This is a genomic window from Fontibacillus forbon (assembly GCF_046559655.1).
Lineage (GTDB): Bacteria > Bacillota > Bacilli > Paenibacillales > Paenibacillaceae > Fontibacillus.
In genome coordinates this window covers 275,549-288,638 of record NZ_JBKGFV010000003.1, presented here as the reverse complement: position 1 = coordinate 288,638, position 13,090 = coordinate 275,549, and the positions used below count along the sequence as shown (strand labels likewise).

General features: G+C 53.4%; 9 protein-coding genes and 1 pseudogene. 4 read left to right on the top strand and 6 right to left on the bottom strand.

What is annotated here, in order from left to right; all coding sequences use genetic code 11:
• Positions 1-191: 191 nt before the first annotated feature.
• The 5 genes and pseudogenes from ACLB09_RS13435 to ACLB09_RS13415 all read right to left on the bottom strand — a co-directional run bounded on the left by ACLB09_RS13435 (position 192) and on the right by ACLB09_RS13415 (position 5,859).
• A complete protein-coding gene (locus ACLB09_RS13435; protein ID WP_410770342.1) occupies positions 192-1,664 on the bottom strand; it encodes a protein adenylyltransferase SelO in 1,473 nt (490 codons plus the stop codon).
• A gap of 93 nt (positions 1,665-1,757) precedes the next feature.
• A pseudogene (locus ACLB09_RS13430) lies at positions 1,758-2,068 on the bottom strand (3-hydroxyacyl-CoA dehydrogenase family protein); the annotation flags it as partial.
• A gap of 206 nt (positions 2,069-2,274) precedes the next feature.
• Positions 2,275-4,410 (bottom strand): carbohydrate-binding domain-containing protein, encoded by a 2,136-nt coding sequence (locus tag ACLB09_RS13425; RefSeq protein ID WP_410770341.1) that lies wholly within the window; start codon positions 4,408-4,410, stop codon positions 2,275-2,277.
• Between the two features lie 25 nt (positions 4,411-4,435).
• Positions 4,436-5,119, bottom strand: coding sequence for a DUF4956 domain-containing protein (locus tag ACLB09_RS13420; RefSeq protein WP_410770340.1), 684 nt, complete (start codon positions 5,117-5,119; stop codon positions 4,436-4,438).
• Positions 5,116-5,859 (bottom strand): polyphosphate polymerase domain-containing protein, encoded by a 744-nt coding sequence (locus ACLB09_RS13415; RefSeq protein WP_410770339.1) that lies wholly within the window; start codon positions 5,857-5,859, stop codon positions 5,116-5,118. The genes ACLB09_RS13420 and ACLB09_RS13415 overlap by 4 nt, the downstream gene beginning before the upstream one ends.
• A 296-nt stretch (positions 5,860-6,155) precedes the next feature.
• Here ACLB09_RS13415 and ACLB09_RS13410 point away from each other — a divergent pair, with 296 nt between their 5' ends.
• The 4 genes from ACLB09_RS13410 (at position 6,156) to infC (ending at position 11,655) form a co-directional block, all read left to right on the top strand.
• Positions 6,156-6,833, top strand: coding sequence for a response regulator transcription factor (locus tag ACLB09_RS13410; RefSeq protein WP_410770338.1), 678 nt, complete (start codon positions 6,156-6,158; stop codon positions 6,831-6,833).
• Positions 6,833-8,158: a sensor histidine kinase gene (locus ACLB09_RS13405; protein WP_410770337.1), complete on the top strand. Its 1,326-nt coding sequence runs from the start codon at positions 6,833-6,835 to the stop codon at positions 8,156-8,158. The genes ACLB09_RS13410 and ACLB09_RS13405 overlap by 1 nt, the downstream gene beginning before the upstream one ends.
• Before the next feature lie 411 nt (positions 8,159-8,569).
• The gene (locus ACLB09_RS13400) at positions 8,570-11,092 is read left to right on the top strand and encodes an S-layer homology domain-containing protein (RefSeq protein WP_410770336.1); all 2,523 of its coding nucleotides are present in this window, start codon (positions 8,570-8,572) and stop codon (positions 11,090-11,092) included.
• A 41-nt stretch (positions 11,093-11,133) separates the two neighbouring features.
• Positions 11,134-11,655, top strand: a complete 522-nt coding sequence (gene infC, locus ACLB09_RS13395; RefSeq protein WP_410770335.1) for a translation initiation factor IF-3 — start codon at positions 11,134-11,136, stop codon at positions 11,653-11,655.
• Between the two features lie 106 nt (positions 11,656-11,761).
• On the opposite strand, the gene ACLB09_RS13390 is transcribed toward infC, so the two are convergent.
• On the bottom strand, positions 11,762-13,072 hold the full coding sequence (locus ACLB09_RS13390; protein WP_410770334.1) for a hemolysin family protein: 1,311 nt from the start codon (positions 13,070-13,072) through the stop codon (positions 11,762-11,764).
• Positions 13,073-13,090: the final 18 nt, after the last annotated feature.

The following is a 13,090-nucleotide window of genomic DNA, read 5'->3' as shown; positions in this document are numbered from 1 at the left end:
GGTAAGGTCTATCAATCCACTTGGAATTCTCTAGTGTATTATACTATATGGCATCCTGGCTCAGACAATCGTTATGCCGCAAATAGCAAAAAAGAGCACCCGAATAAGGTGCTCTTTAGAAAGTCCTGATCCTGCTTGACTTGCCGATTCGCTTCATATTTCGACCGGTAAACTGCTCTGCGGCTTCTTGATCAAGTGCCGCAGAACGTCCGGTAAGCACAAGCCGATTGCGGAGGCAGTTCGGCGTATTCAGCCTGCTCGGGCGAGTGCGCGAACGGATTCGAGAGAACCTCGAGAAGTCGCTCCATCACGCTGTAGTCCCCTTGCTTCTCCGCGGCTTCCAAAGCTTCTTCCACCCGGTGGTTGCGGGGAATGACCGCCGGATTGCTGCTGCGCATTAGCTTAAGCCGGGAAGCCTCGTTCTCCTGCTGCCTGCCTAGTCTTACCTGCCACTGTTCTTGCCAGCGGGCAAACTCCTCCGCGCCGAACAAGACGTTGTTCTCGGCAGGGCCAAACGTCAACGAGACAAACGTATTGGTATAGTCCGCTTGATGTTCCTTCATCAAACGGAGAAGGTCTTTGATCAGCGCCTCATCCTCCGTCTCTTCATTGAACAGCCCCAGCTTCGCTCTCATCCCCGCCAGCCAATTCCGGTGGAATAGTTCGGCGAACTCCTCAATCGCGTCCTCGGCCGCTTTGACAGCCTTATCCTCGTCTTCATCGAGCAGCGGCAACAGACTTTCCGCCAACCTCGCCAGATTCCACGCTGCAATTTTCGGCTGATTGCCGTAAGCATAGCGGCCATGGCGGTCAATGGAGCTAAACACCGTTGCCGGATCATAAGTATCCATGAACGCGCATGGACCGTAGTCGATGGTCTCTCCGCTAAGGGTCATGTTATCGGTGTTCATTACCCCGTGCACGAATCCTACGAGCTGCCACTGGGCGATTAACCCGGCCTGGCGTTCGATCACTTTCTTGAGCAAGGCAAGATAGCGGTGATCCTCTCTCTCCGCCTCGGGATAATGCCTTTGGATCGTATAATCGGCCAGCGCCCGGAGATCGTCGATCCCCCGCTGCGCGGCGTACTGAAAAGTGCCGACCCGAATATGGCTGGCTGCCACGCGCGTCAGGATCGCGCCGGGAAGATCTTGCTCCCGGATCACGGGCTGTCCGGTCGATGCCACCGCCAGGCTTCGCGTCGTAGGAATGCCTAGCGCGTGCATCGCTTCGCTGATGAGATATTCGCGCAGCATCGGTCCGAGCGCCGCCCGGCCATCGCCCGAACGGGAATAGGGCGTTCTTCCCGCGCCTTTTAGCTGAATATCGACCCGCGCGCCCGAAGGGGTGATATGCTCGCTCAGCAACACGGCCCGGCCGTCGCCCAGCATCGTGAAGTAGCCGTATTGGTGCCCGGCATAGGCCTGGGCAAGCGGCAGCGCCCCTTCCGGCACCGCATTGCCCGCCAGCACGGCTATGCCCTCTTCGCTTTGCAGCGCCTGAACGTCCAGGCCCAATGATTCGGCCAGCGAGTGATTTAACTTCGCCAACTTCGGTGACCGCACCGGGGTTGGCGGAAGCTTGGCAAAAAAGGATTCCGGCAAAGTAGCGTAACTGTTATCGAAATTCCATCCTGCTTCCGATATCGTTTTTTTCCGTATCATAGGTTCTCCTTTAGGCTATTGCTTATAATGTGAAGATAAGACCGGCTCGCCCTTGGGGCAAGCAAAACGCGGTTCCGGCAATACCTCAGCTCTTTAAAAGTCAGGTTCCGCAAAAATGGGATCAGGGTATTTGTAGACCCTTCGCCCGAAGCTCTTCCGAGTTTTCCTTTATCAATATACTCCGATTTCAAAAGCCCGGCTATCTTTTCCAACTCCGGATCGCCCATGGCTTCGGCCTTGGCATGCCCGATGTTATAGGCGGCATTGATTCCGACAACGTCCAGAATCGCAAAAGGCCCCAGCGGTGCCCCCGTCCCTACCGTCCAAGTTTTATCGATGGTCTCGACGTCGGAAATTTCCCGGATCAAGAGCTTCTGAGCCGCGTCGAGCAAAGGAACCAAGAGCCGCTTCCGGCAACTGTGATATTTTTAAAATTCATGAGGGTTCTCCTTTTTGCATTATTCCGTTCTACTCCTGTTACAATCCCCCATTTTAAAAACTACATACCCTTTAGCGCGGCTCCGCTAACCACTTTGCTAAAACTACAACAAGAAGTGCTTGCGTATGGCAGCACCTCTTGTTTAAATTATAACCCTCATTTGCCGGAAGCTCAGATCGACGAGCCCGTTTCTGTACTTGCCATACTTGAGGTCGCTTCATTCTGGCCGGTCGCATCGCTTTGACCGGTTGTGCCGCTCTGGCCTGGCGCCTCGTTACCGGACGGCGCCTTCATGCCTTGGCCGCCTCTTGGACCGCCGCCGCCCTGACCGCGCCCGCCTCCACTTCCGCCAAATCCGCCACCGCCGGTGGTAACGCCCGACTCATTGACGTAAGTGACGGCTTCGCCCAGCGTGAAGCTGACGATCTTCGTGCCTCCTTCCAGCTTGCCTCCTTCAACAAGGCCATTCTTCGCCTGTCCCGTCGACGTACCGCCTGTGTAAATGGCATACGTCTCGCCGGACTTCAGTTCCGGAGCCGAGATCACGATGCTCTGCATCGATTTCTCCGGAGTGAAGCTCAGCATCGGCACGCCTTTGCTATCCGCCAGCGTTACCAAAGTGCCGGCTTCCAGGGTACCCGGGAAAGTCATCAGGACGGAACGCTGGGAAGAGGACTCGGACGGAGCCTGCGCCATGCCCGAGCTGCCCGCGGCTACAAGTACGCCGCCGGTCTGTTCGAATGTGCCGTCGTAATCGAGGCTTCCGTTGCCGCTATTAGTCGGCCCGTTCACGATCGCGGTCCCGCCGGACATCGTAATGGCACCGTTCGAGTCGAGCCCGTCGCCCGCCGCGTTGACGGTGATAAATCCGCCGCTGATGGCAAGCTTGGCGTTGCCTGCGACCCCTGGGCCTCGGCCTCCCGCTTCCGTCGAGGTCGTGTCGCTTCCCTCGGTGGCATTCACGCCGTCATCGCTGGCCACCACATGAATCTCGCCGCCCGAAACGGCGATATCCGCGCCCTCTATCCCTTCGTAACTCTCCGTGATATCCACCGTGCCGCCGGAAATCGCAATGGAAGCATCGGCGTGCAGGGCGTCATCGCCGGTCGCCAGCCTCAAATCCCCTCCGGCGATGTCGAGGCTGCCGTTGCTGTGAACGGCATCATCCGCGGAATCGATACTCAATGTGCCATTATTGATGGATATGGCCGCCGTCGCTTTGAGTCCCTTAGCACTGGTCGATTCGCTTTCCACTACAGTAGCAGTATCCGATTGGGCCGTGTCCGTGTTTGCGGTTGCTGTCTCGGAAGAACCGGACTCCGCTTGGCCCCCGGCACCAAAACCGGGACGTTGCATCTGCTTCTCCTGATGTGGCGCCGCGTTGGCGCTCCCTCCTCCGGTTACCACACTGAAGTTACCGCCTTCGATCAGCATCGAGGCCGCCGACTGGAGCCCGTCATTGCCGGATTCGATGTTGAACGTGCCGCCTTCAATGACGAGGTTGCCCTTGTCGGTCTCCGTGTCATTCGTCGTCTTAATACCGTCTCCGCCGGCTTTAATGGTGATGCCGCCTTCCTTGATAGCGGCCACGTCGCGTCCGAGGATGCCGTCGTCGGCAGCCGTAACTTCAAGCGTGCCGCTGACGATTTTCAGATCGTCTTTACTTGCGATGCCATCCTTGTAATTTCCTTGAACGCTTAGCTTGCCCGTGCCATTGATCGTTAAATCGTCTTTGCTGTAAATGGCTGCCGTCAGCTCTTCTTCCGAAACTGCATAGGTCTTGCCGTCGGAGACTTCATTGTCCGTTCCTTCGGCCAGCGTAAGAATCGTCTTGTCCGCACTCTTCACAACGATCGCGGAGCTGCCGGAATTGTGGATTTGCGCACCGTTCAACACCAGGTGCACGATATCCCCGTCTCCGGCATCGACCACGATGCTCCCTTCGTCCAGCTTGCCGCTCAGCACATAAGTACCGGCCGCAGAGATCGTAACGGTCCCGCCTTGTGCCTTGGCGCCCGAACCGCTCACCGTTGCGGCTGAACCGCTCATTGTAATGGACGTCGCATTGTCCGTGCTCCAATCGGCATTCGTATCGTGCTCATCGTATTTCACCAGATCATCCAGCTTGAGGCTGGCCAACTGTACGTTTGCAGCATTTTCCGTGCCTGTCGTCATGGTATTTACATCGATGGAAGATCCGGCTGAATCAGCAGTAGAGCCTGCAAGCGTGGTCGTACTGCATCCCGACGCCAGCAGGGCGGACAGGAGCAGAAATGCGGCGGCTTTAACGTTATAGGAATTTTTCATGGTTTTAACCTCTTTTCTCTTCTCATTAATATTCCTGCACTGCAGGATTCATCGTAAGCGTGATATCCAGATTACCGTTGCGGGTCCGGATGGCATCCAGAAATTCTTTCTGATTCGTGGCGGGACCCAGGTTGACGGAGTACACGAGTTCATACAAACTGCCCAGCTCGGTGGTTTTGACTTTCTTCAGCTCATAAGCGACGCTATGCTTGCGGAATACCTCGTCGAAGGCTTCCTCGTACCCCAGATTTTCCGGGATGGTTACTTTCAAAGTTTTTTGCGAATCTTTTCTCATGCCGAATTTGATCACCTTAAGAACATACATAAGGACGCACAGAACGATCGTGAACAGAACTGCGTAACCAAAAGTGCCTACGCCGGCGGACAATCCGGCCGCCATGGAGAACAGGACGTAAGAAATATCCTTGGAATCGCCCGGCGCACTGCGGAACCGGATGATGGAAAAGGCGCCCGCCAAGCTGAACGCTCTTGCAATATTGCTGCCGATCAGCATGATGATGATCGCCACAATAGCGGGAAGAATCATCATGGTCAACGTGAAGCTTTGGGAATAGGCCGGCTGGGTTTTCATATAGGTAAAGCTGATGATGGCCCCCAGTACGATGGCAATCGCCAAGGTGATCAGGGCATGCGATAAAGACAGGGTTGTATCGGTAGCAGCGGTTGAACTAAAAATGGACTCGATCATAAAACAATTCTCTCCCTTTCTGCGACAGGTGCATTGCGTATCGATTTTTTATACTCATTGCCATATTTCGAGAAGCTTGTACGGTACATTTGATGCTGTGACAGCATCCTGGACAACCACACGGGAATGGTCTTCTCGGCCTTGACCTCCATCAGCCATCGGCCCCGTTCCAGCAACGGCTCTCCGTAATCCCCGGCCTCCAGCTTAAGGTCATGACGCCTTGACCGGATGTTCGTGTCGAACGTTATCCGCAGATCCCGGTTCCCCTTGCAAAAGAGCGCGATCCGGTCGTACGCCAGGTAAACCATCGGCTGCAGCTCGTACCGGCTCAGGAAATACTCGATCTCCTGCATGACCTGCCGGTTCATGCCTTTCCGATAAGCGGGCGCCTGGCCCGTCCGGACAAATTCGTAAGCCTCGTTCAGCTTCAGCGCCGTTCTTCTTTTGTTGACCAGGCCGAACACCTTTTTCTTCAGCTCCAGATAGACCTTGTCTTCGCTCCCCGGCACCCCGTAAGAACGGATCCGCAGCTTTTCCCGGTATTTGGGCTTGGCCAGGCTGGTGCGGATGAGGGAGTGATGCTCCGAGTCATAATATAAATTGCTGATCGTGTAGAACTTGTCGTCCTTGTTGTTCTCATCCGGTTCCATATATTCCATCAGGTCATTGTAGATGTTGTAGAATGCCTTGGTATCCATCAGATATTTGTTCTCATAACGGTTGAATACTTCAATCGCCATTCTTCATGCTCCTTTCCTTCGCTTTGGCTCTCGCTTGCTTCATGTCTGTATCTTACAACCCCAACCTTTAACGAAACTTAAAAAGGTTGTTCAAAAAGTCATCTTTCCGCGACGAAGCCGATCATGCAAAAAAATTGCCGGGCCCCGGCCGGTTGATGCTATCATTAAGTACATGTTCAAAAGTTCGCTTTTTGAGTGACTTTTGGACAACTTCATTAAGATTGATTAAAGGTTTCCTTCCTATAATGAACGTACATAGCGTCATAAATTGAAGGAACGAAGGAGAACTACATCCCATGCGCATCTTAATCGTCGAAGATGAAGTGCATCTTGCCGAGGCACTGACTCAAATATTGAAAAAAAACAATTACTCCGTCGACACCGTTCATGACGGCCGGTCCGGGCTGGATAATGCCCTCAGCGGAATCTATGATTTGCTGCTGCTGGACATCATGCTCCCCGAGATGGACGGAATCACTTTGCTGAAGACGATCCGCTCCGAGGGAATCGCCACACCGGTCATCATGCTCACCGCAAAGGGCGAAATTTCGGACAAAATCTCCGGCCTGGATTACGGCGCCGACGACTACGTCGCCAAGCCGTTCTCGACGGGCGAGCTGCTGGCCCGCATCCGGGCGGCCTTAAGGCGCAAAGGCGAGGTCGTCCCGGACGATAGTCTGAAGTTCGGAGATATTGAATTGAATACCTCGACACTGAAACTGAGCTGCAATGGAAAAGAGCTGAAGCTGATTTTGAAGGAAAGCGAGCTGCTGGAGCTGCTGATGACGAGAAAACAGGCGGTAACGTCCAAAGAGCAGATCATCGAGAAACTGTGGGGATTCGACTCCGAGGCGGAATATAACAACGTGGAAGTGTATATTTCGTTTCTGCGCAAAAAGCTGGCCTTTCTGAACGCCTCCGTCAAGATCCATACGATCCGGGGCGTAGGTTACGTACTGGAGGCGACCTCCTGATGTTCAAGAAACTGCGCAACCGGTTCCTGCTCATGAATATGGTCATCATTTCAATTATCATGCTAGTCGCCTTTACGGCCATCTACACGATCACTTATCAAGATGTACGCCGGGATATCGGGATCGAGCTCCGGCAGGTTTCGGAGTTCTACCGGAAACCCGGCGGAAATCTCGATAAGGACGGCATGGGTGGCGGCATGTCCGATGGAATGGGGGACGCCTTCTCCGATAAGGTCGGCAATGGCCTCCAGCCGATGGAGGGGGACCGGGCCCGCCGCTCGTCGCGGGGGCAAAATCCTCCTCCCGAGCTGTCCGTCTCGTTCGCGCTGCAAACGGACCGGGACTGGAACCTGTTGTCGGTCAATTCCCGCTTCGATATGGACGATGAATTTTATGAAATTGCCAAGGAGAAGGCCGATCTCCATCCGGTCCAAAACGGCCGGTTTACCCTCGACGGGAAGCAATGGGCATACACCGTGCAGCAGGGCAAGGACGGATATTCCGTCGTCTATCTGGATGTGACCGCCCAACTCAAAATCCTCACCAATCTGATTTACACGTTTTCCGTAGTCGCTTTGATTATGCTGGTGGTGATTTACGTGACCAGCCGTTATTTTGCCAACCGTTCGATTGCGCCCGTCAAAGAAGCCTTCAACAAACAAAAGCGGTTTATCGCCGATGCTTCGCATGAGCTGAAAACGCCGCTTGCGGTCATTAACACCAATGCCGACGTACTGCTGGCCAATAGCGAAGATACGATAGCGGAACAGTCCAAGTGGCTGCACCATATCAAATCGGAAACCGAACGCATGAAGACGCTGACGAACGACCTGCTGTACCTGACGCAAATGGACGACGCCCGCGAACAACCGATTCATGTCCCGTTTAACGTGAGCGAAGCCGTCGAGAGCATCATTCTTACGATGGAAGCCGTCATTTTCGAGAAGGAAATCTACCTTGACTACGAGATTGAACCCGGCCAGATGTTAACGGGCAATAGCGAGCAGATCAAGCAAGTGGTCATGATCCTGCTGGATAATGCCATCAAATATACGAACCCGAAGGGATCCATCCAACTGTCGCTGAAAATGCAACACAACCATTTGCTGCTAAAGGTGAGCAATACGGGCGAAGGCATCGCTCCCGAGCATCTAGGCAAAATTTTTGACCGCTTCTACCGGGCCGACACTTCCCGTTCCCGCAGACACGGCGGCTACGGGCTCGGTCTTGCGATCGCCAAGTCGATCGTGGAGCAGCATAAGGGAAAAATTTATGTGAAGAGCGTTCCGATGGAGAAAACGAGCTTTTATGTGCAATTGGGCTGAGAATTAACCTTAGGGAGAGGGGGCGCGGGTACGCGTCCTCTCTCTTTTTGTTCCTAAAAGAATAAGTTCCTCCACCGCTGCGAGCTACCGCGAGCCATTAGGGACTTTTTGGGCCTTATTTGTCTCAATTTGGATATACACTCGAAAATAGGGCCGTTTTGGGGCCTTATTTGCATCGCTTTCGCTTATATTGGCCTTTTGGGCATCCCTCCGCAAAGATAAGACTCCAAAAATCCACTATTTTCCTTCCGTGAATAGTAATCACATAAATAGCGACCTGAATGTCCTTTATTTCTCATTCGGTTACCTATAGCTATTCTTTAGTTCACCTTATATACATTTATTGTTATATTGGAATTATAATTATTCACAGATTGCTAATTATTGTTAATTTGGAAGGATGGATTGCATGTGAAGAAGCTGAGCGCTTCATTGATCTGTATGCTGTTTATCGCATTGCTCTTTCAACAAGAGGTGCATGCGATGCCTATCTTCGTCAAAGTATTAACCGGCAAAACTATCACGATTGAAGCGGATAGCCAAGAGACCATTGAGCAGGTAAAGCAGAAAATAACCGATAAAGAGGGCATTCCCATTGACCAGCAAAGGCTCATCTATGCCGGAAAGCAGCTGGAGGACCACCGCACGTTGGCGGACTATAACATTCAAGCGGAGTCTACGCTGCATTTGGTGCTAAGGCTGCGCAATCCGGTGCTGAATAGCCTGGCTATTAATCACGGAACTTTGTCCCCCGAATTCGATCCCACGATTCAGGAATACAGCGCTAGCGTGACTAACGAAACAAACTCCATCCGGGTTTCGGCTGAGGCTGCGGATGAAACGGCTCCGGTAAAAATCAACGATATCAGCGGAACCGAGGCGGACGTGCCGTTAATCGTGGGAGATAATGTAATCGCGGTTAGCGTGACATCACCCACGAATAGTGAAAACTCATTTACTTATACAATCACCGTAAACCGCGCGGCCCCCGCGCCGATTACCGGCTTAACTCTCGCAGGGAAAACGGATACGACCGTCACGCTAAACTGGCCGGAGGCAAGTAATACTACCCGGATCGGAATGGAACAATCCCCGGCGGGCGAGAACAACTGGGCGACGGCGGTAACGGCGGAACCCATTGCCGCAAATGCAACTACGGCTACCGCTACAGGGTTGACTGCCGCGACGGCTTACGATTTCCGGCTTGTCGTCACCGGTGGCGCCAACGAAGGTACTTCCAACATCGTAAGCGTCACGACAGAAGCTCCGCTTGTTAACGCGGAAACCCCGGTAATAAGCTTGCAGCCGCTGGACCAAACATTGAACGCAGGCGGCAACGTCTCGCCTTTAAGCGTCGCGGCAACCGTGAATGACGGCGGAACGCTAAGTTACCAATGGTACCGGAACGACAAGAACGAAGTCACCGGAGGCACGGTGATCGACGGAGCAACCGGCCCATCCTATTCTCCTCCGACAGCATCCGCGGGCACGACTTATTATTATGTCACGGTAACCAACACGAACAACGGCGCGACAGGCAGCAAGACGGCTACGGCGACAAGTAACGCCGCAAAAATAAGGATTCAGGCTGTTCAACCGCCGGGCAATAACAATAACAATCCAACTCCTGCCGACTCATCAACGCAGACCCCGCCGAAACCTCAAAAGCAGTCGGAAAGTCAAGCGGACATCACCTTCATGATCAACGGAAAACCGGTAGATATCGGAGCCGTATCATTTACGGAAGCAAGCGGTCAGAAGGTTGCTAAAATATCGCTCGCTACCGATAAGCTTCGTGACAACCTTGCAGCCGTGGATCAAGCTAAAGTGACGATTGGCGTGACCTCCAACCCGGATGCGGTTATCGTCGAAATGAACGAGCCGCTGGCCGCCTTCATGAAGGAGAAGCAAGCCCTGCTCGTGCTGGATACCAAACAAGGGGTGTTCACGCTACCCGTCCGGCAGTTAAATCTTGACTCATTCATACAGCAGATAGAAAAGGACGAAAATCCGCAGAACGCCAAAGTGCAAATCGAAATTTCCAGAGCCAAATCCGCCATAATCCAATCCGCAGAAGAAGCGGCGATCGGCAATGCTTTTAAGCTGATAACGCAGCCAACCGATTTTGCGGTCAGAGGCGTGCTGGGGAGTAGGGTCATCGACATCCCGGAGTTAGGTGCTTACGTAGAGCGGGACATTCCAATACCGGATGGCGTGCAGCCGGGCGGAATTACGACCGGCGTATCCGTCGGTTCCGACGGCATTGTCCGCCACGTTCCGACCACCTTCATTCAGGCTGACGGCAAAAATTACGCCAGACTCCACAGCAGGGGCAGCGGAAATTACTTATTGATCTCGCATCAGGCTCAATTTAATGACGTGGCCAATCATTGGGCCAATGAGGCCATTCATCGTTTAGGCTCCAAACTTATCCTTAAGGGGAACGATATAGGAGGGTTCGGTCCAAACGAGGCAGTCACCCGCGCCGAGTTTACGGCGATTCTTGTCCGCGCCTTGGGGCTTGAGCCGAGCCATAGCTACCCGGAATTTTCGGACATGAAGCCGGGCAGCTGGTATAATAACGACATCAGCACCGCCGTCGCTTACCGGCTGATTGGCGGTTTTGAAGACGGTACGTTCCGTCCGGACGACCAAATCACCCGCGAGCAGGCCATGGTCATTGTAGCCGAAGCTATGAAGCTTACCGGCCTGGATTCCAGGCTCTCCGAACCGGCAGTGGCGGAGCAAACGCTGATCCGATTCAGAGATGCCGACGAAACAGCGCCTTGGGCGCGTAGCGGCATCGCGGCCAGCGTCTCGGCCGGCATTGTTTCCGGAAGAAACGAGGAGAAGCTTGTACCGAAGGCTAATGTGTCCAGAGCCGAAGTCGCACTAATTATAGAACGCCTGCTAACGAAATCCGGTCTCATGTAGAACGGAAACAGCAAGATGAAGTTATAGGAGGATTTACAAAAGTGGCCGTACTCATCAACGAACAAATAAAAGCATCCGAAGTGGTACTTACCGGGTTGAGGGGTGAAAAACTCGGCATCGTCTCCAGAGCGGAGGCGCTGGCTATGGCCCGTTCCGCCGGAGCGGACCTGGTCTGCACCTCCTTAATGAGCAGCCCGCCACCCTGCAGCCTGATGGCGAAAGGCAAAGCCAAAGCGGCCGCTCAAAAGGAAAATGCCGCACACAAGGCGGAAACCGGCCGGGCGCCGGGCCGCGGCAGCAAGGAAAAAGTCAAGGAGCTCCGCTTCACCGCCCATATCGAGGAACATGATTATGATACGAAGCTGCGCCAAGCGGATAAACTGTTGCGCTCCGGCAAGCCGGTTCAATGCGTCGTCAAAGCTTCCGGCGCAAAGGAAGCCGTCGCCGCGAAGGCGGTCCTGGAGCGTCTGCTGACCGATCTGAAGGACGTTGGCGCGAAAGAAACCGGCATTCAGTCAAGCGGCAAAGGCTCACAGGTGAAAGTGAATCCACGTTCACGTTAAAACTTCGTATGTACCTAAGCTATTTTCACCTGTAACAATAGAAAGGCACCCCCTTGGGTGCCTTTTCTACTATAGCCGGGTGGCTCGCGCCCGCCACGGCCATCCTCTATCCATTTTCAAGCATGACCTTTACTCCGGCAATTCTCCGGTCAACCATTTCCTGAACCTCGAAAGTGATGTTCTGGTAGGTGATTACAGGAAGCTCATTAGCACCCGGAATACGGCCGAGCTGACCGATCAAAAACCCGCTCAACGTATCGTATTCGGAAAGGGAAAGATCTACCTTTAAGATCTCCTCGACCTCATAAAGCGACAGCGTTCCCGCCATCCAATACTGGTTATCGTCGATCTTTTTCACTTCGGCCAGGATCGTATCGGGTTCATCATGCTCATCATAAATGTTCCCCACGATCTCTTCGATCAAATCCTCGATCGTGATCATCCCGTCGGTCCCGCCGTATTCATCGATGACGACCGCCAGATGAACTTTATTCTTCTGCATATCCTGAAACAATTGATCGGTTCGAAGCGAGGCCAGAGCATAGAACGGCTGCCGGACCAAATTGCGCAAGTTAAAATGATCCCGGTCGCCATGCTCGATAAACCGGATCAGATCCTTGACGTGCAATACACCGATAATGGTATCGATATTGCCTTCGTACACGGGAAATCTCGTGTACTTTTCGACATTGATGATATGCACCGTTTCTCTCAGGCTGGCGTCGGCCGAAATTCCCGCGATGTTCGTCCGGTGGGTCATGATGTCCGAAACGGTCTTGTTATTGAACATGAAAATGTTGTTGATCAGTACTTTTTCCAATTCCTGAATCGTTCCCTTTTCCTTCCCGACATCCACCATCATGCGGATTTCTTCTTCCGTTACATGCTCGTCTTCCGCATTGGGGTCGACCCCGAACAAACGAACGATCACATTCGTCGAGACATTCAACAGCTTGACGAAGGGGGAGGTCAATTTGGACAACCAGGTTAACGGGGCTGCGGCAAAGAAGGCGATGGTTTCCGCCTTCTGCAAGGCCAGCCGCTTCGGCACAAGCTCACCCAGCACCAGCGTAAAATAAGACAAAATCAGGGTGATGACCACGGTAGATATCGTTTCGAGCAAGTTGATATCCAGCGGTACCCCCCACTGCGTGAGGCTCTCCGCCAATCTTCCGGAGAAGCTGTCGGCGGCAAAGGCACTCGCCAGAAACCCCGCCAGCGTGATCCCGATCTGAATCGTCGCCAGAAAGTTGCCCGGCTGCTCCAGCAAGGTTTGAACCAGCTTGGCTTTTTTGTTGCCTTCACCCGCCATCAGCTTGATTTTATTATCGTTCAAGGACACAAGCGCCATCTCGGACGCCGCAAAAAATGCATTTACGAAAATGAGTACGACCAAAATCAAGATTTCGGTACCCAATCAATAGCCCTCCAAATA

Excerpts from the sequence above, each read along its gene's own strand:
- ACLB09_RS13425 (WP_410770341.1), bottom strand. The coding sequence starts at position 4,410 with ATGAAAAATTCCTATAACGTTAAAGCCGCCGCATTTCTGCTCCTGTCC.
- ACLB09_RS13415 (WP_410770339.1), bottom strand. The coding sequence starts at position 5,859 with ATGGCGATTGAAGTATTCAACCGTTATGAGAACAAATATCTGATGGAT.
- ACLB09_RS13420 (WP_410770340.1), bottom strand. The coding sequence starts at position 5,119 with ATGATCGAGTCCATTTTTAGTTCAACCGCTGCTACCGATACAACCCTG.
- ACLB09_RS13410 (WP_410770338.1), top strand. The coding sequence starts at position 6,156 with ATGCGCATCTTAATCGTCGAAGATGAAGTGCATCTTGCCGAGGCACTG.
- ACLB09_RS13435 (WP_410770342.1), bottom strand. The coding sequence starts at position 1,664 with ATGATACGGAAAAAAACGATATCGGAAGCAGGATGGAATTTCGATAAC.
- ACLB09_RS13405 (WP_410770337.1), top strand. The coding sequence starts at position 6,833 with ATGTTCAAGAAACTGCGCAACCGGTTCCTGCTCATGAATATGGTCATC.